Source organism: Candidatus Latescibacter sp. (assembly GCA_030692375.1).
Lineage (GTDB): Bacteria > Latescibacterota > Latescibacteria > Latescibacterales > Latescibacteraceae > JAUYCD01.
In genome coordinates this window covers 1-25,024 of sequence record JAUYCD010000045.1, presented here as the reverse complement: position 1 = coordinate 25,024, position 25,024 = coordinate 1, and the positions used below count along the sequence as shown (strand labels likewise).

The 25,024-nt window shown below is 50.5% G+C and carries 17 protein-coding genes and 1 pseudogene; 2 read left to right on the top strand and 16 right to left on the bottom strand.

Annotated elements, in window-relative coordinates:
- Nucleotides 1–460: hypothetical protein (locus tag Q8O92_02985; protein ID MDP2982279.1), on the bottom strand; the 460-nt coding region annotated here is incomplete at its 3' end.
- A 701-nt stretch (nt 461–1,161) separates the two neighbouring features.
- Here Q8O92_02985 and Q8O92_02980 point away from each other — a divergent pair.
- Nucleotides 1,162–3,294, top strand: a complete 2,133-nt coding sequence (locus Q8O92_02980) for a hypothetical protein (GenBank protein ID MDP2982278.1) — start codon at nt 1,162–1,164, stop codon at nt 3,292–3,294.
- A 111-nt stretch (nt 3,295–3,405) separates the two neighbouring features.
- Here Q8O92_02980 and Q8O92_02975 read toward each other — a convergent pair whose 3' ends face one another.
- The 15 genes from Q8O92_02975 to Q8O92_02905 form a co-directional block, all read right to left on the bottom strand.
- Nucleotides 3,406–4,629, bottom strand: a complete 1,224-nt coding sequence (locus Q8O92_02975; GenBank protein MDP2982277.1) for a hypothetical protein — start codon at nt 4,627–4,629, stop codon at nt 3,406–3,408.
- A gap of 241 nt (nt 4,630–4,870) precedes the next feature.
- Nucleotides 4,871–5,764 carry a sugar phosphate isomerase/epimerase gene (locus Q8O92_02970; GenBank protein MDP2982276.1) on the bottom strand — a complete coding sequence of 298 codons (894 nt, stop codon included), beginning with the start codon at nt 5,762–5,764 and terminating at the stop codon, nt 4,871–4,873.
- A 245-nt stretch (nt 5,765–6,009) separates the two neighbouring features.
- Nucleotides 6,010–7,431 carry a Gfo/Idh/MocA family oxidoreductase gene (locus Q8O92_02965; protein ID MDP2982275.1) on the bottom strand — a complete coding sequence of 474 codons (1,422 nt, stop codon included), beginning with the start codon at nt 7,429–7,431 and terminating at the stop codon, nt 6,010–6,012.
- A 96-nt stretch (nt 7,432–7,527) separates the two neighbouring features.
- Nucleotides 7,528–7,911: a HEPN domain-containing protein gene (locus Q8O92_02960; protein ID MDP2982274.1), complete on the bottom strand. Its 384-nt coding sequence runs from the start codon at nt 7,909–7,911 to the stop codon at nt 7,528–7,530.
- Entirely contained in the window at nt 7,895–8,212 is a 318-nt protein-coding gene (locus Q8O92_02955; protein ID MDP2982273.1) for a nucleotidyltransferase domain-containing protein, read from the bottom strand. The genes Q8O92_02960 and Q8O92_02955 overlap by 17 nt, the downstream gene beginning before the upstream one ends.
- A gap of 17 nt (nt 8,213–8,229) precedes the next feature.
- Nucleotides 8,230–8,802 carry a peptidylprolyl isomerase gene (locus Q8O92_02950; protein ID MDP2982272.1) on the bottom strand — a complete coding sequence of 191 codons (573 nt, stop codon included), beginning with the start codon at nt 8,800–8,802 and terminating at the stop codon, nt 8,230–8,232.
- Between the two features lie 266 nt (nt 8,803–9,068).
- Entirely contained in the window at nt 9,069–10,358 is a 1,290-nt protein-coding gene (locus Q8O92_02945) for a hypothetical protein (GenBank protein ID MDP2982271.1), read from the bottom strand.
- 174 nt (nt 10,359–10,532) lie between these two features.
- Nucleotides 10,533–12,200 carry a DUF362 domain-containing protein gene (locus Q8O92_02940; protein ID MDP2982270.1) on the bottom strand — a complete coding sequence of 556 codons (1,668 nt, stop codon included), beginning with the start codon at nt 12,198–12,200 and terminating at the stop codon, nt 10,533–10,535.
- Nucleotides 12,201–12,441: 241 nt separating this feature from the next.
- Nucleotides 12,442–14,079, bottom strand: a complete 1,638-nt coding sequence (locus Q8O92_02935) for a DUF362 domain-containing protein (protein ID MDP2982269.1) — start codon at nt 14,077–14,079, stop codon at nt 12,442–12,444.
- Nucleotides 14,080–14,465: 386 nt separating this feature from the next.
- Nucleotides 14,466–16,127: a DUF362 domain-containing protein gene (locus Q8O92_02930; protein ID MDP2982268.1), complete on the bottom strand. Its 1,662-nt coding sequence runs from the start codon at nt 16,125–16,127 to the stop codon at nt 14,466–14,468.
- A 189-nt stretch (nt 16,128–16,316) separates the two neighbouring features.
- Nucleotides 16,317–17,984, bottom strand: coding sequence for a T9SS type A sorting domain-containing protein (locus tag Q8O92_02925; GenBank protein ID MDP2982267.1), 1,668 nt, complete (start codon nt 17,982–17,984; stop codon nt 16,317–16,319).
- A 168-nt stretch (nt 17,985–18,152) separates the two neighbouring features.
- Complete coding sequence (locus tag Q8O92_02920) at nt 18,153–19,196, bottom strand: carbohydrate-binding family 9-like protein (GenBank protein MDP2982266.1); 1,044 nt, start codon at nt 19,194–19,196, stop codon at nt 18,153–18,155.
- A 378-nt stretch (nt 19,197–19,574) separates the two neighbouring features.
- Nucleotides 19,575–21,188, bottom strand: coding sequence for a DUF362 domain-containing protein (locus Q8O92_02915; protein MDP2982265.1), 1,614 nt, complete (start codon nt 21,186–21,188; stop codon nt 19,575–19,577).
- A gap of 272 nt (nt 21,189–21,460) precedes the next feature.
- Nucleotides 21,461–22,258 (bottom strand): formylglycine-generating enzyme family protein, encoded by a 798-nt coding sequence (locus Q8O92_02910; protein MDP2982264.1) that lies wholly within the window; start codon nt 22,256–22,258, stop codon nt 21,461–21,463.
- Nucleotides 22,259–22,575: 317 nt separating this feature from the next.
- Nucleotides 22,576–23,409: a ThuA domain-containing protein gene (locus Q8O92_02905; protein ID MDP2982263.1), complete on the bottom strand. Its 834-nt coding sequence runs from the start codon at nt 23,407–23,409 to the stop codon at nt 22,576–22,578.
- Nucleotides 23,410–23,810: 401 nt separating this feature from the next.
- On the opposite strand from Q8O92_02905, the pseudogene Q8O92_02900 reads away from it, so the two are divergent.
- Nucleotides 23,811–24,401, top strand: a pseudogene (locus Q8O92_02900) (IS1 family transposase).
- The last annotated feature ends 623 nt before the right edge of the window (nt 24,402–25,024 follow it).

The following is a 25,024-nucleotide window of genomic DNA, read 5'->3' as shown; positions in this document are numbered from 1 at the left end:
CCGTCCAGGCGACTGCGGCGTTCTTTATCTCTTTTCCTTTGGTGTCATACACTACCGCCGAAAAAATAAGTTTTTCTCCTGTCTTTATATCAGCGCTTGTCGGCGTGATCACTATCGACACTAATTTCACCACATCCGTGACTGTCACAGGTGCTGTCGCTCTCACTGTCCCTGAGGATGCAACCACATTCCCCGTTGCCGATACTGCCCCGGCAGTGAAATGACCGTTCGCGGCTATCTCACCTATAGCTCCCTCTACCGTCCAGGCGACTGCGGCGTTATTTATCTTTTTATCATTGGTGTCATACACGACCGCAGAAAAATTAACTCCTTCTCCTGTCTTTATATCAGCGCTTATCGGCGTGATCACTATCGATCCTATTATCACCTCTATATTTGCTGAAAAAACCGGCTGGTTAATTAGCAAAAAAATAAAAATGAAAAGGATAATTCTTTTCATAACCTAATACCTTGTTTTATTAAAGAATACAATCAATGATAAACTTTTATTGGAAAACATAGAACAGACACATGTATATATAATATCATACCATATGATGGTTCAACAGAATAAAAACGCATTTTCAAAAACATTTTGCATACTTATTGATGTAGTATAATGTAAATATATAATATTAATTAACAAGTAATATTTACTACTTCTTATTTGAATAAGCATAAATGACACCGAAGAAAAATGATGTGATAAAAATCACAATTGCTTATTTATAAAAAAATTTCTTGAAGTGTTTACCATAACGGGATCATTACGATAAAAGCCTATCAAAGTTGTGTCACTCAGGGAAATTCAGATGAAAAACCTTGGTATGCTCTTATCGGGATTAGAACAAAAATAATTGTGGACACTTCAGATGACAATAACTCAAGCATAAGCGAAAAACCATTATGCCAGTGAAAGATGAAATGGTGGGGTATCCAATATCAGTCTACTCTTTTACACCTATCTGTAACCATATATGGTAGAATACTTAATAAATACTGTGATATCAATCACATTTTTTAGAATTTAATAAAAATATTCTTTGAGGTTATTTTTCGTTTCCTGTTGTTGAAGATGTGATTATTTTACAACAATTGATTTTCCTATTTCCCGGTAATATACTATCGTTCGCTAACCTTTATTTTTTCCAGGAGGAAAGTATGTTAAAAAAAATGCTGCTGTTTGCTGTTTCGCTCTCGATGATGTTCGGTTGGTCTTTCATGGCAGGAGCGGATAAGGTCTCTTCAAAATGGGGCGGCAGTGCCGAGATGACCTACGATGAAGGATTCATGCACATGCTCATGAAGAATCCGAAAGGCGGAGTGAGCTTGTTCAACATGGAGCTCGTTCAGAACGACGCCCCCGGCGCGGGATTCAGCGAAAAGGGAGTAAGCACCGACACAATCTGGGGAAAGACGCGGGGACGAAAGATTTTCAATCTCGAAGACAACCGCGCCTTTAAAGCGTACCTTGTGCTGTTCTCCGTCCATCCGGGGAAATATCCACTTCAGTTTACCGTGAACGGCCAGCAGGCCAGAGTGGAGAACTGGGATACTTCGAAAAACCAGGAGGTGTACCGCTGGGCCGAATTCCCTGCCGGATGGCTGAAAAAGGGGAGAAATGTAATAGACCTCTTCTGCCCGGAGGCCAAGGATGAAAAGGAAGGATGGGAAATCTACATCGCCCGGGCAGATGAATTCGAGAACGGGGGCGGGAATCCCGCGGATGTAGGGAAAACCTCGTTCAAATCCCCGGACGGCGGAGAAACCTGGAAAGAGAGCCCCTTCGGGCCACTCGGCCAGACCCGGGCGGAATATGCTGTCCGTATCAGCTTCGACCGGTATGTCAAGACCGGATGGCTGGCAAGCCCTGTCATCGACCTCTGGAAGGGCGAGTCGCCCGATCCCGTGGTTCCGCTCCGTACCCTGTTGAAGATGAAACTTTCCATTCAATCCGAGGCGCCGGATGGCACAAGCATCGAATACTTTTTCCGCAAGGGCAGCGATCCCAGCCCGTTCTCGGCAAGCTGGAGCGAGTACGAGTTCATCGGGAAAGGCGCACAAGCGGCCTATGAACTTGATACAAACAACCTGAACCGCCGCTATATCCAGTTCCGGGTCGTGCTAACCACCACCGATCCGCTGAAAAGCCCTGTGTTCAGATCCGCCGCTGTCACCACCGAAATGGACCAGCTGGTTGCGCTCCATAAGAATGTAACCATAGTTTCGGTGGACAACGCCCCCATCAAATACTCCTCCATCGCCTGGGAATGGGAAAGCTCTGACCGGCCGGAATTCAAGGAGCTCCGCAAGCTGGAAAACCTCGATGAGGTTGTTGCAGGCTCAAGAACGGAGTTTAACGCCCAGGTGAAACTCCTCGATTATGTCACCAAACGCTGGCGCCACTCAAACCCTGTTCCCGAGTACCCGGCCTGGGACGCCAAATCCATCATCAACCGTATCAATAACGCCGGCGGCGGGGGAATGTGCATCCAGTTCAACAACACCCTGGGCGGACTGCTCCTATGCTATGGTTATCAGACACGGCTGGTTAATGTGGTGGGGCATGAGGTATGCGAGGTTTGGAACGATGAATTTGGCAAGTGGGTTTTTCTTGACGCCGACTACGAGAACCACTACAACTGCGATGTGACCACGAACGAGCCGCTCGGCCTTCTGGAGCTTCACCAGCGGTACCTCGATTACTACTTCCCGGATCGCCCCATCGACTGGATGAAAGACCTGATCAACTGGATGCCGCTGAAGAAAGATATGCCCCCCACAGTCAAACGGGGTTCACTCACCAACCAGCCGGGAGTCGTGCTCTCCGGATTCATCAATGCCGCGTTCATGCGCATGGTGCCGCGAAACAACTGGTACGAGAAGCCTTACCCCCGTCCGCTCTCGCATGGATGTACCTGGTGGCCGTGGGACGGGTATGTCAACTGGTATGACGCCAGAACTCCGCCGAAACGCCAGTATACCTGGCACACCGACCGTCCAAGAGACATGTGGCCGGATTTGAACCGGGTGCATGTTGATGCCACCTCGACATTCGGGAACGACCGGCTTTTCCTCCGGTTCGAAACCTACACTCCCAATCTGAGCCGTTTCGAGATCAATGTGGACGACACCGGATGGAAAGAGGCCGGCGAGCGCTATACCTGGCTCCTGCAGTCCGGGAGGAACACCCTCGTTGTCCGGGCGGTGAATAAATTAGGGGTGAAGGGACATCCCTCGACATTTATACTGAACCATTCCGATGCCCCATTGGCCGAATACCTGGAAAAGTAAAAATTTTCCGTCATAGAAATGGATCTGGAGTTCAGAATTTTGGCGTAAAACAGAGTAGGGGTTCAGCATGCTGAACCCCTGCAATTCCCTACTCGATGAGGTCTGCATCGATCAGGGAGAAGGAGACGCGACGAAATCGGGGATAGTGACGTCGACGCCATTGTGAATTTCTTCTATTCCGGTAAGATAAAGGTCGTAATTTTCTGGTGAAACCACATATCCATTCATGCCGGGTTTTACGATATAATGATCAGTGGTGCCCGGCGACGTAGCCATGTGAAAAAGGAATGAACCGCTGCTATCGGTTACAAGGCTCATTTTCAGCCCGTAAGCTACCGTGTATTCCATGTCCACTATCACACCGGGAATCCCGATTCCATCACCTTTCACAACTCTCCCATAGACTTGATATGATGTCGGCCCGGTATATGTCCCCCTGATTTCCGGCGCGGCATTATCTTCACCGTTCAGGATCACGGGGACATCATTGCGGTCGAATTCAAAATAGTACGATTGGAAATGTAATATGTACGAGCCGTCTTTCACTCCCGGAATGTTGTAGCCGCCTGAAGAATCTATTGTCGGGCCGTTACAAAATACTCCATTCTCCAATAGAGATATTCTTATGAGATGCCCGGCGCTCAAATCCTTCATGAGAATATGGCCTGATATAGAATGTAACGGGGCCCCCTCATTCCTTGCTGTGAACTCAGCTAAAAGCGCATTGCAGTCAGTCACCATAAAGAGAGAATCCGGGGTGAATGAATAGGAATACCCCTCCTTTTTTGGGACAATGAGGATACTATCGCCAGAATAAACATCGAAAGAAAAATTTCCATTGTTGTCGGTCATCGTGTTCGGAGAACCGCCGCCGAATATGGTCACAGTCGCCCGAACTACCGGAGTTCCTCCAGCTTCTGTAATACGGCCATAAACTCGGCGAATCTTGTTTAGAATTATGTTTGAATATTCTGCTGTAGATAAAACAATGAAATTCTGCATTTTATTCTTTTCGTCAGGGATCGTTACTTCCAGACTGTCCGGACAGATGATATAACCTTTTTTCTCAGCCTTCAATATATACTTTCCTTCAGTCAGCCCGAAGAATGTGAATTGACCATTTGCATCAGTGGCGATTGCATTTTCGCTTCCTTCCACGGTGATATGAATTGTTGTTTCCCGTGCGGGTGATAACGACGAATAGAGCGCCTTCCCCTGAACCGTGAACGTTTTAACGGGAGGAGATACCGGATTATCAAGATTCTTCCCGCAGGCGAGAAGCAGGAACAGCCCAGGCACACCCCACCGGATCATGCGACCCATTCCCGGAATCATGTTTCGGCCTCACCTTAAGATATTCTATAAAAACCAGGTAATGGTCCTATATGAAGAAACTGAACAATGTTAAAATATAGCAAATATTATGCCATTATTATTATTTATATGTTATGCAATAAAATAGATTATAGAGGATTTATGGGGGGAATCGAAATCTGTCCGTTTTCGGACATACAATGTCCGAAAACGGACAGATTGAAAACAACGGGGGAGTCTTTTACGCCTTCGACCCTATTTTTCACGCCTTTTCCCACTGTTCGCGGAGGAGTTTCGCCGCAGCGGGGATGGTTGCTTTCTTGTCACCTACCGAACCGCACTCGAAACTGACATAATCTTGGTAGCCGAGAAGTTTCAGTCCCCGGAAACCGTCAACGTAATTGTCGCCTTCATCTTCTCCGGGCATTTTTCTCCTCTTCCGGCTGGCGATGTGCATGTGGTGAAGGTAAGTTCCCGCCGAAAGAATCGCCCCCAGATCGCTCGTCTCCTCCCAGGTCATGTGCCAGAAATCGCCCATGCAGGAGATGCCGGGACTTCCCACATCACGGCAGATGGCGGCGGCGTCGGCCACCTGGCGGAGGAAGAACGCCTCTTTCCGGTTCAAGGGCTCCAGGAGAATGCGGGATTTCACATTCACCGCGTGCTCGCCGAGCTCCTTCAAGAGGTCGACAAGGATGGGTCTCGCTTCCAGATTCCCGAGCTTGGTCTGATTGTTGAACGCCGGAACGATAATGAGGCCGGTTGAATTCAACTCCCCGGCGGCGGTGAGGATTTCTTTCATGGAGTCCATCGCCTGACGGCGTATAGGTTCCTGCTCCGAGATGATGACTCCTTTGAACCCGGCGCAGATGGCGCTGATTTTGATGGCGCGGCCTTTGAGGGCTTTCTGGAGATCAGAAACCCGTCCGGATAAGTTTCCGCCGCCCACTTCAAAACCCGCAAAACCGTTCTTCTCCAGAAAATCGAGCTTCTCGGCGAGCGATCCTTCGGGTGCGACTCCTTCTTGGCAGGAGAGCTTGAGCGTGGCCTTGCGCGGCGGGTCCGGCATGGTAAAAGCGTGTGCGGTTTGCGTCATAATTCCCATAGCTCCTGCGGCAGCGGATGTTTGTATGAAAATGCGGCGTTTTATATGCATGGGATTCTCTCCTTATGAAAGGTGCAGAGCGACAATGCTGCAAAGGAAAAGAGTTCTATACATGACGAAATAAAGGCACATGTTTCGAGTGTTTAGATCCTGAAACGGTTTTATCGTTCCCGCGAAGCGGCAACGAGTTCAGGATGACACGTGTCATGCCGAACTTGTTTCGGCATCTATTTGGAAAATAAACGCATTAAAATATCGTCATGTATAAATTTATTTCTCTTTACTCTGTCGCTCTGTCACTTTTTTTGAGCGGGCTTTTTGCCTTTATCCGGCACAGGTGTTTTCCCTTTATCCGGCTCGAACGCCTTGCCAGGCGCAGGAATGACAGCAGTGAGGTCCGCCTTGCCGAGCGCGTACTCGGTCGGGCCCAGTCGCATGGGTGAATCCATCATTTCTTTCCAGTTCGTCTCGGCGCCGGTGTAGGCCGACTCACAGCCCATGATGGCGCCCAGGTTGGAAAATGCGGTTGCTTCCGCCTCGTTGATCTGCTCTCCCATGCGGATGGCGGTCACGAGATCGATGTGCTCCTGGTCGAAGGGGCTGTCTTTCTCGAAGTACATTATCTCATACTTCGGTTTTTCTTTGCTCTCTTTGGCCGCTTTCTCCGCCTTCGCCTTCGCCTCCTTGGATTTCACCTCGATCTTGAAAACGATCTTGCCGTCGGGACCGTAAATGGTGTCGGCGCAGTTGGTGGAGCCTTTGGTTCCCACCAGAAATTCGGATACATTGTTGGCGCAGCCGTTTATCTGGCGGCACATGCTGAGCAGGTGCATGCCGTTCTCGAAGGTAAAATCCACGCTAAAGAAGTCGAACTGGTCTCCGGTGACCCGCCGCGCCCGTCCGCCCATGCCCACCGCTTTCACCGGGTGGCTGCCGGTGAACCAGTTGATGACATCGAGATTGTGAACGTGCTGCTCCACGATGTGGTCGCCGGAAAGCCAGCGCCAGTTCACCCAGTCGCGGATCATCCATTCCATATCGGACCACTTGGGGTCACGGTCGCGGTGCCAGAGCTTGTTCTGGTTCCAGTAGGCGCGGGCGGCGACTATGTCCCCGATGGCGCCCTCCTGCACCCTGCGCCAGATTTCCACATAGGCGCGCTGATGGTGACGCTGGGTGCCGGTCACCACGCAGAGATTCTTTGTTTTAGCCTGGCCTGCGGACTCGATGATGGATCGGATGCCGGTCGAGTCAACCGCCACCGGCTTCTCCATGAACACATGCTTCCCGGCGGCAACCGCGGCGGCGAAATGTTCCGGACGGAAATGCGGCGGGGTCGCGAGAATGACAATGTCCACACCCGAATCGATGACCTTTTTGAAAGCGTCGAACCCGACAAAACACCTGTCTTTCGGGACATCCTGCCCGGTTTTGTCTTTGATGGTCTTGCCTGCGCTCTCCACACGGTCAAGGAATACATCTCCCAGCGCCACGACTCTCAGATTGGGGCCGGCCCCGATGTAATTCAGCGCCGCTCCGGAACCACGGCCTCCGCAGCCCACAAGCCCGGCTTTAAGCTCCTGACCGTCCGGGGCTTTGTCGAGCATGACGGGAACGGCTGCCTTTTTCGTTTTCGCCTGGCCGCAGGCCACAGCAAGCGCCCCCGCTGCCATTGCGGTTCCGATGAACGTCCGCCGCGAGAAGTCTTTTGTGCTCATGGTACGCTCCTTTGTATAAGTTGTATAGGGGTAAATGGACACACTCGACCTATCATGTTCGTATTGGAGAATAAACTTCCTTGTACTGATGCATTCCTACGGACGCAAGATGAGCATTTCAATCGCCGCAAGAAGTCTTGCACAGATATCCACCGCTTGAGCGGCCTCTTCATAATCGGCGGACTCACCCGGATACCTATAATCAACCGCTGCACGGGTGAGAAAATGAAGCGCCTCTTCCGGCCAGGACCAATCGGGGTCTCCTTCGGTTATGAGCCGACTCAGATATGTCAAATCATGAACTTTCGGGGGGAGTACTCCACGAAGAATGAGGAGCGCCTTCATGATTTTCTCGGCGCTCTGCTGGGCATGAAAACATACGGCATCGTAGTTAGGATTCTCCACAACGGTTAATTCTCGCTGCGCTGTTCTATAATCAGCCTTAGCTTTTTGAATCCACTCCTCAACGACCGGATTCATAAAGTACCCTCCCATGATCAATTGCCTCGCGAATAAGCGGATCACCATATCTGTACCGAAGTAGTGTGTCGTCTGGACGCCGCGCAAGGAGGTCAATAATAAACGGCGGGTTCACCATCGCGAGGATTTTCATTGACATTCGAAAGTTTTTTCCCTCGAATGGCAGCACAACAAGAATATCCACATCAGATTCCGGACCAGGTGAACCGTATGCATAGGATCCGAAAAGGATGATACGTTCCGGGTGGAATTCCTCCGCCACTAGCTGAGCAAAGGTTTGTATTTCTTCCATAGTAACCATACGATTCTTTCCCGGTTTTATTTCAGTTTCACAGAAAGGATCATCACTGGCTCAACCGGAACATCCTGCACCCCGGTTTTAACCGCCGCAATCTTGTTCACGACCTCGATGCCTTTGGTGACCGCTCCGAAAACAGCGTATCCGGGATTCTTTTCGCTGTAATCGAGAAAGGCGTTATCCGCATGATTGATAAAGAACTGCGAAGTCGCGCTGTTGGGATCGTTCTTTCTGGCCATGGCGATGGTTCCGCGCTTGTTCAAAAGGCCGTTGTTCGCCTCGATGATGATCGGTTCATGGGTAGTTTTCTGGGCGTAATTAATCGTTAATCCGCCGCCCTGGATCATAAAATTGGGAATGACCCGGTGGAAAATGGTGCTGTCGTAAAAGGCTTCTTGTACATACGTGAGGAAATTCTTCACCGTAACGGGGGCTTTTTCGGCGTCGAGAGTGATCTCCATGGTTCCCATGCTTGTCTCTATGATCACGACCGGGTGGAGATTCGCGGGCTTTTTTACCGGAGCACTCTGAGCACGAATTGTTGAACCACAGAGGATTAGAATAGCGAAGTAGATAAAAAGGATACGTACCATAAAAACCTTTCTTTTTACCAGTGATGGTTCATGTAGTTACCGTGAGAATGTGAAAATATAATACGAAGATTGTCAGCCGTTGACAAGATGAAAAAGAAGCGGAGTATGAAACCGATATTCTTCATATCAAAATCATGAGGTGTTGCATTTCACGAAAACTTGTTACTGCATACGCTCCCGCCCCGTGTCTCACCGGCGCACGGACGACATGCTCGAGGTGGGAAAGGACGGAACCCGGCAACATGGAACCTCTCACCCATTAAAATTCAGTCGTCTCCGAAGCGGGGATTCACGACATTGCTGAAAATCGAGCCGAAGGTATACCTCAAGCCGAGTGAAAGAAAATAGTCATAATTTGTGGCGAGCTGCCGCTGACCCAGGAGAATTTGCTCTTCCGTCAAGTCTTTTCCCGACAGAGACAACTGGTCGTGAATTCTCGTTATGTTTCCGTGAATGTTCAGGGAAAAACCTTCGAGAAGGCGGAGATTGACATTCGTGTGCAGCCTCAACCGGTTTTTCTTGAAATCATGAAAATAATGCGAGCCTTCCATCGTCCAGCTCACCGAACCCCATTTTTCTTTGATCTCGAAGGTGGAGGAGAGGTTTTCACCGAGAAGATTTTCTCGGGTCTTGAAAAAAATCGTTTCTTCGTTGTAGCGGATGTCTGTATAGTCAACCCGGTAAAGCCAGCGGAATTCTTTCCGCGTCGATTCCCGATACGGAAACACGTTGTATTCGATCGCGGGGGCGACATTCCATGAGAGCTTCATATTCTCGAAGACGGACGACCGCGCCGAACCGCACGCCCCGGCGGACCAGTGCTCCCCGATACTTTTCACAATCATTCCCCGGAATCCCCGATACCGTGTGGAGCTGGAAATGGTGCGGTCTTCCGTTTCATACTCCTCCGTGTTGTTTTCCGCGTTCGCATTGAGATGGAGCTTCCAGCCGGGGGTGACCCGGTCGGCGGAAACCGATCCTCTGAGGATGAGTTCCCGGCTCAACTCCTCTCCGTTCAGCTCGTTGTTGGTCTGGATGTTGAACACCCAGTAGTTCCATTTGTCCGCCACGGCGGCGGGGTCCGTCCTCTGCTGATAGTCTATCGTGATATATTCCGCGAGAGAAGTTCTCGACACGTACCGCATCAAACCCATTTTCATGATCCGCACGATATTCCCACGGATGATCTCCTCCGGGTCCATCTGGCGGGACACGTATTTCAGCGTGTCATCCAGGCCTGTAAAGTTCAACTGCCCCATAAACGTCATTGTGTATTCCTCGCCCCTGCTGCCGGTTCTCCGCTGGGTGAGCATGATATGGACCTGCGCTTCTTTTCTGTCCCGCACATAATTCACGAACGGGACTTCTTTCTTGATATAGTCCATGTATCTGCTGACATCACAAAACACTTTTATTGCGTTCCTTTGCGCACCGGCCGGGTCATCCGCCTTTTCCTGCACCGATGAAAGCGTTCCTGGTGCGCACACCGTCAGGCACATCAAGAGAAGGTATGGAAAAGGTGAGCCTTTCATTCCCGCATTCCCCTTTCGATTCATGCCCCCTTTCCTTTCCTCTTTCTATCCGTGTTCATCACCTTCCATCCGTATTCATCCGGTGTGATGGGTGGAGGCCGAAAACTGTGACACCCGGTTAATAAAATTAGTCTGCATTTCATGATAAGTCAAATATTTCTTGTGTCAGGTACGAGATCTAACCCGGAAAAATTCAGGTTACTTTAGAAGCACCATCTTCTTCGTCTCGGTGAAATCCCCGAACCGGAACCGGTAGAAATAGGTACCGGATGCATGATTATTACTGTTCCAGACAGCCATGTGCGCTCCACGCGCCTGGTAACTGTCCACCAGCACATCGATCAACTGCCCATAATAATTATACACTTCAAGCCGGGTATAGCCGCCCTTCGGCAGATCGTACTCGATGGAGGTAAGGGGATTGAACGGATTTGGATGGTTCTGGTGCAATACAAATGATTTCGGGGTTTCAGGATAGGATTCCTCAACTCCCGCGGCTTTCTCGAACTTGCTGTAGTCTATCGGTTCATTAATCAGATGGTAAATATTTTCCTTCTGACTATTGTATGTTCTCGGGAGGTAATAGGTCAGGAGCGGAGTCCGGGGAATCTTTTCCAGAGGCGTCAATGTCGCGGCGCCGTTATCCCAGATATACACCGGAATTTTCCGTGGATCGAGGGCGGTAGACAACTTACGGTCTATGGCGTAGTGGAAAAAACCCATGTTCCCGGCTTCATGTCCGCCAATCCAGTGGCCGATGATATCCACACGGAAAACATCCTTTCCGAAAATAATGACATTGCTCATCCAGTCCCAGGCTTTCCCAGTGGTGCTTTTGCCGTTTTCATCGAAATTATGCGCCTGACCCTGTGGATTAGGGCCGTAAACATCGTTGCCCTGGCCGTCACGGCCGTAAATCCCCTCTATAATGTGCAGCCCGATGGAAGGCAGGGTGACCGAAAGGTTGTCGAGTGTCCGGGTCGCCCAGGTCTCCATACCCAAACCGGAGTTGGCATTCTGTCCGGGACGATCCCAACGGGAAATCCCCATGGCCACATGACGGTCATAGTTGGCTTTAATGACTTGATAAGCGTCGGAATAGCGGTCATTCTGGTTAATACTCATGCTGCCGTTCCAATCGGCGCAGAACTGCTGGTAGTTATGCGCCACCGAGCCCTGGAGGTTTTTACAGCAGAGAGTCAGCCCCATGCCGTGGGCTTTGAACTTGGATATATTGAGCATCCAGGTGTTGGGTGTATTAATAGGCTCAAGGTACGGAATACGTTTATAGAAAATGCCGTTCGGAACATCCTTCCAATTGTAATCCCGCCCGGCAACGAGGCTGGTAACAGTCGGAGCCAGATCGAGGCGCAGATCGGCGCCGACCCGTTTCGCCATGTCCACATAGAAATGGGGGCCCCAGGCTTCCGGGCGATTGACCTCACGGATATGAAACTGGCTGCCGGAGATACCCAGCTCTTTCATACCCTCAAACAACCCTTCCACAAAGAAGGGATCCGCCACATGACCGATAATATCCGCGATTGGGAACACCTTCGGATCGGCGGTTTTCAGATTCGGTTTCACCGGTATAGAGATATTAATGGGGATTCCATTGTTATCCTTGGGAACAAACACACTCCGGCCAAAAGCAAGACCGGCGCTCTTTTTGGCTTCCGCATCCATCTTCTGATCAACATTTGTCAGCATGACGAACACCGCCTCGGGATGACTTTCGATGAACTGGTGCAGGCCAAAATAACCCGTGGAAGCTTGCGTTCTCGATGTCAGGGCATGTATGGGAGCGCCGAGGGCTGCTGTCCCCGTCGCGGCCATGGTCTGAATGAATCTTCTGCGGGTAATCATGGTTCTTCTCCACTGGCAGCGCCAGAGTGCCTAAGTGCCTAAGATAACAAAATCCCGTTATGTCATTTGGTAAGCATTTTTAAAAATTGTGCGCCGGGTTGAACATTAGATCCTGAAACGAGTTCAGGATGACACGTGTCATGCCGAACTTGTTTCGGCATCTATAGATACGATCTCGAACCTTATCTAATGGCATATCCGGAGATAATTGAAAAATTCTTAAACAAGGAACATTTCCGAGCTATCTCAGAAGAGTCATCTTTTTCGTCTCGGTGAAATCCCCGAACCGGAACCGGTAGAAATAGGTACCGGAAGCCCGGTTATTGCTGTTCCAGACCGCCATATGCGCCCCCCGCGCCTGGTAGCCGTCCACCAGGACATCCATCAACTGGCCGTAGGAATTGTATACCTCGAGCCGGGTATACCCGCTCCGGGGCAGATCATACTCGATGGCAGTGTATGGATTGAACGGATTTGGATGATTCTGGTGGAGCACAAACGCCCGCGGCTCCGATTTATCCGCGATTCCCGATGGGGGCTCCGTGGGATACGTGTACGGTTCGTTCACCAGGTGCCAGAACGGCTCGGTCTGGCCGCTGTAATTCCGCTGGAGGTAATAGGTCTTGAGCGGCGTGCGGGTAAAATTCGTAAGCGGGGTGAGCGCTGCCGTGCCGTCGGCTTTCCACTCATAGACCGGGATATTCACCGGATTGAAAGTTTTGGCCAGACCCCGATCCTTCGCCAGATGGAAGAGCCCGATATTCCCCGGTTCGTGCCCGGCCAGCCAATGCCCGACTATATCCACATGATAGGCATTCTTCCCGAAGATGATGTAATTCATCATGTAATTCAAGGGATCGCCATTCTGGTTATTGTCATTCCCGGACGGATTGGGACCCCGCGAAAAATCTCCGTCGCGGCCATAAACCGCTTCGATAATGTGCAATCCGGTTTTTGCAGCGAGCGCGGCGTTGTTGTCCGTATTGCGGGAGGCCCAGGTTTCCATGCCGAGACCGCAGTTCCAGTCGGAACCGGGACGGTCCCAGCGGGGAACCTTATCGGCTTTATGACGGTCGAAATTGGCCTTGATATCGGCCGACCATTTTGGATTCAGGTTTGCCGATGTTATACCCAATGTGCTGGTGGGGGCGGCGCAGTGCTGCTGGTAGGGTATGGCGAGGGTTCCCTGGAGATTCTTGGCGCAGAGGGTGACACACATGCCGTGAGTTTTCATCTTTGCGATATTGAGAAGCCAGGAGTTCTGGGAATTGATCGGCCAGAGGTGGGGCATTTTTCGGAAGAACAGATTTTCGGGAGTATCCGTCCAGACAAGGTCGTTCGCGCTGATTGTCCCGACCGACTGTCCCATAAATCGCAATTCGACGCCGGTGCGCTTGGACATCTCGGTATACCCCAGAGTGAAACTGGTAGGCGTTCCATTCACTTCGCGCAGGAATATCTGGTTCGCGGAGAGCCCAAGCTCTTTCAACCCCTCGATGACTCCTTCCGTAAAGTATACATCGGCTCCCACGAAATCCCCACTGACCGTCGCATACTTGGCCGCTCCGACGAGACTGGGATTCACCCGGATATTCGGCTTGATGGGAACGAGGTGCGTGAGCGGGACGCCATCCGCTTTCGGGACAATAACCGAGCGGGTGAATTCGAGTCCGGCCTGCTTTTTTGCAATGGCGTTCTTATCTCCATCCACCTTGGTGCGGTAGATGAACACCGAGTCGGGATGATTATCGATAAAGGGGTGTGCTCCGAAATACCCTGTAGATGCCTGCGTCCTCGATGTCAGGGCATGTATAGGGGCGGCCACAGCGGTTGTCCCCGCCGCCGCAAGGGTCTGCATGAATCTTCTACGGGTAAACATGATTTTTCTCCACTGCTGTTCAGATTCAGACCGATCTCTGAAACCGTTGCATGATTTAAAAAATAAAGACGGAAAATTTGACAGGATTCACAAGATTAACAAGATTGGGAAAATAAGAAATAGTCCTGTAAATCTTGTAAGATGATCCGGCAAAAAAGGAAATTTTGCTCATTCTCTGCTTTTTAAACCTCACCCCCTGTCCCCCTCTCCTAGTCAGGAGAGGGGGTAACTCATTGTACACCTTGTTTTTACCCTCTCCTAATTAGGAGAGGGTGGCCAAAGGCCGGGTGAGGTTTCGACAGAACTGAAGTCTTTGTAACACTTTTTGCCGGATCATCTTGTAAATCCTGTCAAAAATAGCGCTAAAAATAAGGAACGTTTCCGAGCTATCTGAGAAGAGTCATCTTCTTCGTCTCGGTGAAATCCCCGAACCGGAACCGGTAGAAATAGGTTCCCGAGGCCCGGTTATAGCTGTTCCAGACCGCCATGTGCGCTCCCCGCGCCTGGTAACCATCCACAAGCACATCCACAAGCTGCCCGCTGGAATTGTACACCTCGAGCCGGGCATACCCGTTCTTCGGCAGGTCGTACTCGATCGCCGTATAGGGGTTGAACGGGTTGGGATGGTTCTGGTGAAGCATGAAAGAGCGAGGAACCGCGTCAGTATCGTTCACTCCCACCGGTCCCTGAAACTTGACGTAGTCCACGGGTTCGTTGGTTAAGTGGTAAATCTTCTCGGTCTGACCGTTGTAGTTCCGGGAGAGGTAATAGGTGAGAAGGGGCGTCTGCTTGATTTGCTCAATCGGGGTAAGCGTTGCCGTGCCGTTGTCCCAGAGATACACGGGGATCCTGCGGGGGTCGAGGGCGTTGGACATCCCGCGGTCAATAGCGCAGTGGAAGAGGCCGAAGTTCCCCGCCTCGTGCCCGCCGATCCATTTCCCGATGATGTCCGTCCGGAAAACGTCCTTTCCGAAGATGATGACATTGCTCATCCAGTCCCATGCCTTGCCGGTGGTGCTCACCCCGACGCTGTCGAAATTGTGGTTCTGGTCCTGCGGGTTCGGGCCGTAATCCGAATTCCCCTGGCCGTCGCGGCCGTAGATGCCCTCGATGATGTGGATGCCGCACTTGTTTACAGAGAGGTTATCGAGCGTGCGGGTCACCCAGGTCTCCATGCCGAGACCACCGTTGAAACTGTTGCCGCTCGGCTTGTCCCAGCGCGGCACACCTCCCGCGAGGTGACGCTCGAAATTCTTCTTGATGGCATCGTAGGCGCCGGTCACCCGGTCGCTCTGGGTGATGCTCATGGCAGCGTTCCAATCCGCGCAGAACGCCTGGTAGTTGTGGGCGACCGTCCCCTGGAGATTCTTGCAGCAGAGGGTGAGCCCCATGCCGTGGGCCTTGAACTTGGAGATGTTCATCTGCCACGTGTTCGGAGTATTGAAGGGCTCCAGGTAGGGAATGCGCTTGTAATGGACTCCATTCGGGATGGTAATCCAGTTGAAATCCCGCCCTTCCATGAGACTGGATACAGCCGGTTCTAGGTCGAGCCGGAGGTCTGCGCCAACCCGTTTCGCCATATCCACATAACCGTGGGGAGCGAACGCGCTCGGGCGGTTCACCTCGCGCATGTGGAACTGGCTCCCCGCGATGCCCAGTTCCTTCATGCCCTCGAACACGCCCTCCACGAACCAGGGATCTGTTACATGGCTGAAAATGGTATCAAGCTTGAACTTGGTTGGGTCTCCGGTCTTGAGGTTGGGTTTCACCGGGATGGAGATATTGAGCGGGATGCCGCTGGAATCCATGGGGACGAACACGCTCCGGCCAAAGGCGAGGCCGACCGCTTTGTTCGCCACGGCGTCCATCTTTGTCGCCACATTGGTCTTCATGATGAACACTGCTTCCGGGTGTTTCTCGATGAACGGGTGGAGGCCGAAATAGCCGGTCGAGACCTGCGTTCGCGAGGAAAGAGCATGTATGGGAGCGGCAAGAGCGGTAGTTCCCGCCGCGGCAAGGGTCTGCATGAATCTTCTTCGGGTAATCATAATTCTTCTCCATTGCTGATTTGGTTACCGCCGACAGGTAAAACGGCGTATGATACAAAACAATAAAAAAATTTGACAGGATTAACAAGATTAACAAGATTTTAACGGGATAAAGGGGAAAAAAAGAATCCTGTAAATCATGTAAATCCTGTAAAAAAAAGTGCTAAAAAAATAACTCCATATCCCAATCTATCTCAAAAGGGTCATCTTCTTTGTCTCTGTGAAATCCCCGAACCGGAACCGGTAGAAATAGGTACCCGAAGCCCGGTTTTGGCTGTTCCAGACCGCCATGTGCGCTCCCCGCGCCTGATACCCGTCCACAAGCACATCCATAAGCTGGCCGTTGGAATTGTATACCTCGAGCCGGGCATACCCGCTCCGCGGCAGATCATACTCGATGGCGGTAAATGGATTGAACGGATTGGGATGGTTCTGACGGAGTACAAACGACTTGGGAGTTTCGGGGTAGGATTCCTCCACTCCGACAGACTTCTCGAACTTGCTGTAGTCGACCGGTTCATTGACCAGGTGAAAGATTTTCTCTGTCTGCCCGTTATAATTTCGAGTGAGGTAATACGACAGGAGCGGCGTACGGGGAATCTTTTCCAGCGGAGTCAGCGTCGCGGCGCCGTTATCCCAGATGTACACCGGAATTTCCCGTGGGTCAAGGGCGGTAGACATCTTGCGTTCGATGGCGATGTGAAAGAGTCCGAAATTTCCCGGCTCGTGCCCGCCCAGATAGTATCCGATATTATCCACACGGAAGGGGTCCTTCCCGAAAATAATGATATTACTCATGTAATCCCAGGCTTTACCGGTGGCGGTGACCCCGGATTCGCTGATCTGATGCACCTGATCCTGCGGATTCGGCCCGTTGACACCGTCGCCCTGGCCGTCACGGCCGTATATTCCCTCGATAACGTGCAGCCCGATCGAAGGAAGAGTGACAGAAAGGCTGTCGAGAGTCCGTGTCACCCAGGTTTCCTGTCCCAGGCCGCTGATGTTATTCTGTCCGGGACGGTCCCAGCGGGGAATTCCCATGGCCACGTGGCGGTCATAGTTGGCCTTGATGACCGTGTAGGCGTCCGGCTGACGGTCGCTCTGGGTGATACTCATGGTGGAATTCCAGGCGGCGCAGAACTGCTGGTAGTTATGAGCAGCGGTCCCTTGCAGGCATTTGCAGCAGAGGGTAAGCCCCATGGTGTGCGCCTTGAACTTGGAAATATTGAGCATCCAGGTGTTGGGAGTATTGACAGGTTCCAGGTACGGAATGCGTTTCCAGAATGTGCCGTTCGGAATATCCTTCCAGTTGTAATCCCGCCCGGAGACAAGATTATTCACTGTCGGCGCAAGATCGAGGCGCAGGTCTGCGCCGACCCGCTTCGCCATGTCCACATAAAAATAAGGGCCCCAGGCTTCCGGACGGTTGACCTCACGGATATGGAACTGGCTGCCGGAGATGCCCAGCTCTTTCATGCCCTCAAACATACCTTCCACAAAGAAAGGATCGGCCACATGCCCGATAATATCCGCAATGGGGTATACTTTCGGATCGGCGGTTTTCAGATTCGGTTTTACCGGTATAGAAATGTTTATTGGGACGCCGGTATTATCTTTTGGAACAAACACGCTTCTTCCAAAAACCAGGCCGGCGCTTTTCTTGGCGTCGGCGTTCATCTTCTCTCCTACAGTGGTCCGCATGATGAACACCGCCTCGGGATGGCTCTCGATAAACTGGTGCACTCCGAAATATCCGGTCGAGGCCTGAGTTCGGGAGTTCAGGGCATATATGGGATTTGCAAGCGCGGTAGTTCCTGCCGCTGCAAGAGTCTTTATGAATCTTCTGCGGGTAATCATGGTTTTTCTCACTGTTCCGGTTCCAGCCCCAAAAACCAGCGAATGATTCAAAAGAAGGAAAGAGAAAAACTTTGACAGGATTAACATGATTAACAAGATTAAGGGAAAATTTAAAAAATCATGTAAAATCTTGTCCTGTCAAAACAAAAGACTTGATAAAAAAAATAACTATTTAATCATCAACATCTTGTGATACACCGCAGTATTCCCCATTTTCAGCCGTGAGATGAATACTCCCGATGAAACAGGCGCTCCGTTGCCATCTTTCCCGTCCCATACGATCGAATGGGCGCCGGTGGAGAGCATGCCGCTCACTAGGGTGCGGACTTTCTGGTTCGAGACGCTGAAAATGTCCAAGGCAACCGAACCCGGAGTGGAAAGTGAAAACTCGATAACGGTCGAGGGATTGAACGGGTTCGGATAATTGCCGCGGATATCAATAGCTTTAGGGAGTGCGGAGACCGTCCCGTTTACCGTTGTCACTGTCCGTACCGGCTCGCTGGAAAAATATAACTTGCCGTAATCGTTCGGACTGTGAAACTGAGGCGTCGGAGTATTTGAGGGACTCCATTGGCTGTACTGGGCGTTCACCTTTCCGCCGCAGCGATTCAGCCCGATCCGCCACATGTCGCCGGGCAAAGGAATTTCACTTCGGACAATTTCCGGATAATCGGAAAACCGGATGGCGATCTCCATAGTCCAGAGGGAATCCAGGTCGCTCTCGTTATTGACCGTGCCGTAGATGACATGTCCCCGCTTGGGAACCATGATGGTCGGCCGTGGGGAGGTACCGGTGTTCAAAACGCTTAAAAGATTGCCGATGCAGTTGATTTCAAACTGATAATACCGGGTCTGCGCTCCCGGATTGGGATTCCAGAATATCTCTACTGCGTCATCGACGCTGACTCCATCATTCAAGTTGTATTTGCTGACAGAGACATTCTTATCACGGCATTTGTAATAAAGATAGAGAAACTCGTTGTCCCAGAGCATCTTTGCCTCAGTCTGCTCCTTTTCGCCGCTCGTATACCAGGGGAATTTAAAATCTCCGAAAGAGAGGGCGGCTTTCCAGTCTTCTTCTTCGATGAGGCCGTCGATGACGATTTTTCCCGTGGCTCTTTTCACCGTGTATTCCGGGACAGCCGCCCGGATCATCGCTGGAAAGAAGATTGCCGCTGCGGCAAAGATGATGACGATTTTCTTTACGGTCATAGGAATGAGACAGATCCTGTGAGAGAGTGTGAAAAATATAGATGCCGAAACAAGTTCGGCATGACACGTGAGTCACTGACACCCTGAACTTGTTTCAGGGTCTAACCTGATCTGTTCCTAAACTCAAGGATAAAATCCCCCCGCCGTTTCACGGCGACCCCCTTGTTAAGGGGGTTAAAAAAAGGAGAAAAACCGTCTTACGCAGAATTCTCCCCTTAATAAGGGGAGATGCCGACAGGCAGAGGGGATTCAAACCTAAAAAAATAAAAAAGTCTGAACCATGATTTTCAGGGATTAACGAATGACCATGATGAATCAATCTCAAGATTAATCAAGTCAATCACGCAATCATGAGAATCATGGTTCAGACAGTATTATTTACTTCAAAATAGCTATCTTCTCCACTCTGGTAACATCTCCGGAGCGGAATTTGAACGCGTACTCTCCTGGGCTGTGTTTTCCGATATTCCAGACCGCCATGTGGTATCCCTTCTCCCGAGGCCCATCAACCAGGAGATCCACTGTCCGGCCCCTGCTGTCTGCTATTTCCAGGCGGGTATTGCCTGCCCTGGGCAGCCCGTACTCCAACGAAACGGAGTTGTTGGCGGGATTCGGTATGCTTTCATTGAGAACCCGGGCATTAGCCGTCCTGGGGAGCACATGGGGACCCTCGGCGATCTTTGAATAATCGAACGGCTGATCGAGGAGATGATATTTCGGTTCATTCTCAAGCTGCATATAATAGGTCTTGAGCGGCTTGCGTTCGAAATCCTCGAGCTTTTTGAGAGTGGCAGTGCCGTTCTCCCAGAGGTACACCGGCACTTTCCGCGGATCGAGTACGTTCGAGAGCTTACGTTCCATGGCGATGTGGTAGAGTCCCACATTCCCCGCCTCGTGGCCGCCGAGCCAGAGCCCGACAATGTCCACCCGGAATGGGTCTTTGCCGAAGATGACGTAATTGGTCATGTAGTCCCAGGCTTCCTGGTCGCTGTACGGTCCCTTGTTCGGCCCGGCCAGGAACCCGTCGCCATCGCGGCCGTATACGCCTTCGATGATATGAAGACCGGCGGGAGTATGGGAGACATTGTCCAGGGTACGGCTGCACCAGATGTCCATGGTATAACCGTTGAGGCCGGTATTTGTCTTCCAGCGCGGTATGCCAGCAGCCGCATGACGGTCGTAATTTTCCTTCGCCCGCTTCAGGACATCCTTTATGGTAAATCCGTTAATTTCCTTGACAGAACGTTCCGCGCTGCAATAGTGCTGGAACGGAGTGGACATGGTTCCCTGAAGATTCTTGCAACACAGGGTGAGACTCATGCCGTGAGCCTTGAACTTGGAGATGTTCAAGAGCCAGGTGTTTTTCGCGTTGACCGGCCAGAGATAGGGGGCCTTTTTGAATATCTCCGAGTTCTTGAACTCGACCCAGTTGAGGTCGTTGCTGTCCAGATCCTTGTAATCATCGTAGAGGGAACGGATGTCGGCGTCCTGACGCCAGCACATATCCACATATCCCCGAGGCCCGAAATCCCAGGGAGTGGTCACTTCACGGACATAAAACTGCTTGCCGGACATGCCGAGGCCTTTCATCCCTTCGATAACGCCCTCGACAAAGTAGGGATCGGTCACAATCCCCATGCCGTATTCGAGAGGGAACTGAGTGGCCTGTTTGGGATAGTGCTTTTTCGAGGTGAAACTGTTGGTGAGGTTCGGCTTGATGGGAACCATCCAGCTCAAAGGAATACCCTTCTTTGCGGGAACAATCACCGACTTGGAGAAATCGAGACCGGCCTGCTTGATGGCATCCCCGTTGGTTTTCTTATCCACGGTGGTCTTTATGATGAAGACAGCTTCGGGATGCTCCTCGATAAAAGGGTGCGCGCTGAAAAACCCGACCGGCTGCTGTCTCTTTGCCAGGACGGTTACGGGATTCACCATCGCCATACCGCCTGCCGCAGCGGTCATTTTTATAAAACTTCTGCGTGTCAACACCTGCATTCACCTGCTTTCTATCGGGTTTGGATGAACATTTTATACATTATATCGATCTACCTGAAATTCATGGTAAAAACTTTTAGAATATACATAAAAATTCTGCAAAAGGTAAAGTTTTTATTATGTATGTTTTTCCTTGCAGCCGTCTGCCCGGCAAAGAAGTTCCTTCATGTATCCATTAATAATACGAACATCTTAGGGAATAGTTCCCGAAATGTAGGCGAAAGAAAGAAGACAAATGTGCCTTTGTGCCTTTTCTTTTAACTTTGTCACTTTGCCGCTGACCCACTTCTCGCAACCCTGAATCCCATGTAATAGCTCTGATTGATGTTGGGCCAACTGCAGAAGCAGGAACGCGCAGCGGAGCGGCAGACCGAGGGTTCGCTGAACCAGCTTCCCCCGCGAGCAACATTCAGGTTGTGGTAATAGTTGAATGTCGGATGGGCGCCTTCGGGCAGGTACCGGTTGTAGGCCATAGCCGGATTCCAGTCGTCGTCGCAGAATTCGAACACATTGCCGTGCATGTCGTAAAGCCCCCATGCGTTCGGCTGCTTTTTGGCCACCGGGTGCGTAATACCGCCGCTGTTGCCAAGATACCATCCGGCTTTTTCCAGGTCTTTTTCGGTATTCCCGGTATAGAAGTGCGTGGCGGTCCCGGCGCGGCAGGAGTACTCCCATTCCCTTTCTGTCGGCATACGGAAACCGTTTTTGGTGAAATCGCACTTCCGCGTTTTTTCGTCGTAACACAGCGGGAGACCGGCGGTTTTACTCAATTTATTACAGAATAGAATAATCTCCAGCGGACCCAAATTAGTCACCGGCAGGTCGTCGCCGGTGAAAGTGGAAAAATTGACTCCCGCAACCTTTTGGTACAGTCCCTGGGTGACCGGGGTTTCCCCGAGCTGGAATGCCTTCACCGCGACCTTGTGCACTGGCTGTTCGTCCGGATAATAAGCGTTCACCCGATCCGGAAGCGAAGGATCGGGCTTGTACACATGACCCATCTGAAAGCTGCCCGCGGGAATGGATACCAGCCGGATGTTTTCTATGACTTCGATTTTATTCATTGCTCCCCCTTTACACGATTTGGATGCCAAAACATATAAGAAAAATTGACAGGATTGACAGGATGAGAATAATGCGTAAAAAATAATCATGTAAATCATGTAAATCATGTCAAAGAAAAAGATAAAGAAAATTAGACAGGATTGACAAGATGAGAATAATGCGAAAAAGAATAATCTTGTAAATCATGTAAATCATGTCAAAAAAAAGATAAAAGAGAATTAGACAGGATTAACAGGATTGACAAGATGAGAAGAAAAAGAAAAATTTAATCATGTAAAATCTTGGATCCTGTCAAATTACATCTGTTCTTTTGTTCTTATCCCCTTGATTGCGGAATTTCCTTTCTGAGCGCCCAGTGTGCGCCGCGAGAATAGAGCGGCAGGTAGTTCGGGTCCTGGTAGGCGAAATAGGTATGCCCGGCCAGAAGACCGACCACCCTGCCTTTTCCCTGCTCGATGCACCAGCCCCCGATATCGTGGCGCTTGTCCAAAAATCCGGTAGTTTCATAGAGTGGTATGGCGTTTTTGTCGATCAGCTCCGCGCCGAAATTTTCATCCAGCGCCAGGTCGAATTCCTTCATTCCCTGGGTTATGGGGTGATTCTGATTCAGATTGTGAATATGAATTGGTTGCAGAGGCCCGTGAATGGTGGCTTTTACTCCCAGAAGCTCGGTGAACTTCTTTCTGGCCATGGCCCAGACGGTACAATGAAGGCTCATGAATCCCATCCCACGGCTCCGGACATTGTCCACGATAGCCTCCTCCAGCTCGTCGCTCATGTAGCCGTCGGGGGTTCCTGCCTCTTCGGCGATCGGTCCCGGAACCCAGCCGGGCTGCGGTCCGTTCCAGCGCTGGATCATGAGCAGGTCGGTGTCGCGGAGCAGTTCGGGGGTAATATACCGGGCGTCATGGGCGGAGAGAAATTTCCATCCCGCCCGTGTGCAGATATTCCGCAGCGCCGGTTCCTGCGCCAAAAAATTGTGCAGGTTGTCGCCGCCGAGGAATACCACTCTGGTTTCGCCCGGCGCCTTGGGTTTGATATCCTTCGGCAGGGCCGCCTCGGATTCCGGAACAACCAAGGCTGTGGAAGCGGCAGCGGCAAGCCCGGTCTTAAGCATGGTGCGGCGGGTTGTTTTTTGGTTTGACGACAAAGATTACCTCCTTCGGTGGACAGTGGAACTGCTGGTTTTTTGTATGAAAGGTAAATCCTAAGATCGGTATTCAACGCGAATAATAAGGTAATATATATGATTTATTTCCAGCTAATAAAAGGAATCGTACCATTGAATCAGGCACCATCGCACTGTCTATAGCATTAGTGGAGTGACTATCTCTGAGAAATTTCACGCATTGAGAGATGCTGGGGTCAAGGCTGAAAACGTGAGGCGCTTTGCAATGGATGAGCGTACTTTAGCTTTCAATTATGATGACGAAAATGTCCGTTTAAAAGGATAAAATAACAATTTCATGATGCTTCTTCGAGAGTTTCAATTAATTAGTGACAGATGAGAAACGATGATATTTCCGGGAAAGCCACATAAATTCCGGAGGTATGATGGAATGTCCGAAATGCAAGAGTTCCCATGTAGTCAAGAATGATTCCGTCAAAGAAGTTCACAAGCATTTGTGTCGTGACTGCGGCTTTCAATTTACCCGCAGCCACGCGGTAAACCATTGAAAACCAAAATACTCGCGGTCATGCTGTGAGCGGCGTGTCGTTCAACCATATTGGATACCTGTGCGGAGTCTCGGCACAAGCCATCCTGAACTGGGTACGTGATTTTGCCGCAGAATATGCCGAAAAACCTCAGCCCGAAGGAAAAGCGGTTATCCTGGAGTTGGATGAGTTATGGCATTATCTGCAAAAAAAAAAGTGCGAGCTCTGGGTGTGGACAGCGGTGGATCGCGTTTCCGGTCGACTGCTGGATTGGGAACTCGGTGACAGAGACGCAGAAACCCTCGAACGGCTCTTGAATCGACTAAAAAAGTACAATATCACTATTTGCTATGCTGGTTCGGTCGATTCCGGCGAAGAACAATCATTGTGTCAAAATCGGTCCAGATGGTCGATGTTACTTTGGCTCTCTTTGCATCTTATTGCGTCAATGAAAATCAAGACCATCTCTTGTCACTAATTACTTGAAACTCTCGATTTTTACTGGAGCCGATGGCCCGAATCGAACGGGCGACCCTCTCATTACAAGTAATAGTTGGGGTTTATCGCGTAAACACAATAAATCCCATAACTTATTGATTAAAATGAACATCAAGAACATCTATATTTTGCAATAAATTGCCCTTTTTTCTGCATATTACCCCCATTCTTTAGCCATTCTTTAGCGAAAATCAGTCATTACAGTTTGATGTAACCAAGTATTTGAAGATATTTCTGTGTTGTGGATAAATTGGTGTGTCCAAGCAACTGCATAATCTCCAACAGCGTTCTTCCCTCTTTCGCCCAGATGGACGCTCTCCGATGGCGGAGGTTGTGCCAGCTCCACTTTCTTGTTCCCAACTTCTTGATGTGTCTTTCCAAAAACTTCGGTTTACCATCCCAACGGTTAAAGACCATTCCTTTCCCCTTTTTTCCAGCCAAACAATCAGGTACAGGAATACGACGTGGTGTTAGCCCGGATTATTCATAAAAAAAGGCAGTGCATCAACTAATATATTGTATTATATTGTAGTTAGACAAATAACGACGAACAAACACAATACAAATGAGTTGAGCCTGCCATGAGAGAAGATACCCAACTTTCGCTTAGA

Bases quoted from the DNA above. Each gene is read 5' to 3' on its own strand.
- Q8O92_02980 (MDP2982278.1), top strand. From the start codon at position 1,162: ATGTTAAAAAAAATGCTGCTGTTTGCTGTTTCGCTCTCGATGATGTTC.
- Q8O92_02975 (MDP2982277.1), bottom strand. From the start codon at position 4,629: ATGATTCCGGGAATGGGTCGCATGATCCGGTGGGGTGTGCCTGGGCTG.
- Q8O92_02940 (MDP2982270.1), bottom strand. From the start codon at position 12,200: ATGATTACCCGCAGAAGATTCATTCAGACCATGGCCGCGACGGGGACA.
- Q8O92_02935 (MDP2982269.1), bottom strand. From the start codon at position 14,079: ATGTTTACCCGTAGAAGATTCATGCAGACCCTTGCGGCGGCGGGGACA.
- Q8O92_02930 (MDP2982268.1), bottom strand. From the start codon at position 16,127: ATGATTACCCGAAGAAGATTCATGCAGACCCTTGCCGCGGCGGGAACT.
- Q8O92_02910 (MDP2982264.1), bottom strand. From the start codon at position 22,258: ATGAATAAAATCGAAGTCATAGAAAACATCCGGCTGGTATCCATTCCC.
- Q8O92_02920 (MDP2982266.1), bottom strand. From the start codon at position 19,196: ATGACCGTAAAGAAAATCGTCATCATCTTTGCCGCAGCGGCAATCTTC.
- Q8O92_02950 (MDP2982272.1), bottom strand. From the start codon at position 8,802: ATGGTACGTATCCTTTTTATCTACTTCGCTATTCTAATCCTCTGTGGT.
- Q8O92_02960 (MDP2982274.1), bottom strand. From the start codon at position 7,911: ATGAATCCGGTCGTTGAGGAGTGGATTCAAAAAGCTAAGGCTGATTAT.
- Q8O92_02945 (MDP2982271.1), bottom strand. From the start codon at position 10,358: ATGAATCGAAAGGGGAATGCGGGAATGAAAGGCTCACCTTTTCCATAC.
- Q8O92_02970 (MDP2982276.1), bottom strand. From the start codon at position 5,764: ATGCATATAAAACGCCGCATTTTCATACAAACATCCGCTGCCGCAGGA.
- Q8O92_02925 (MDP2982267.1), bottom strand. From the start codon at position 17,984: ATGATTACCCGCAGAAGATTCATAAAGACTCTTGCAGCGGCAGGAACT.
- Q8O92_02965 (MDP2982275.1), bottom strand. From the start codon at position 7,431: ATGAGCACAAAAGACTTCTCGCGGCGGACGTTCATCGGAACCGCAATG.
- Q8O92_02955 (MDP2982273.1), bottom strand. From the start codon at position 8,212: ATGGTTACTATGGAAGAAATACAAACCTTTGCTCAGCTAGTGGCGGAG.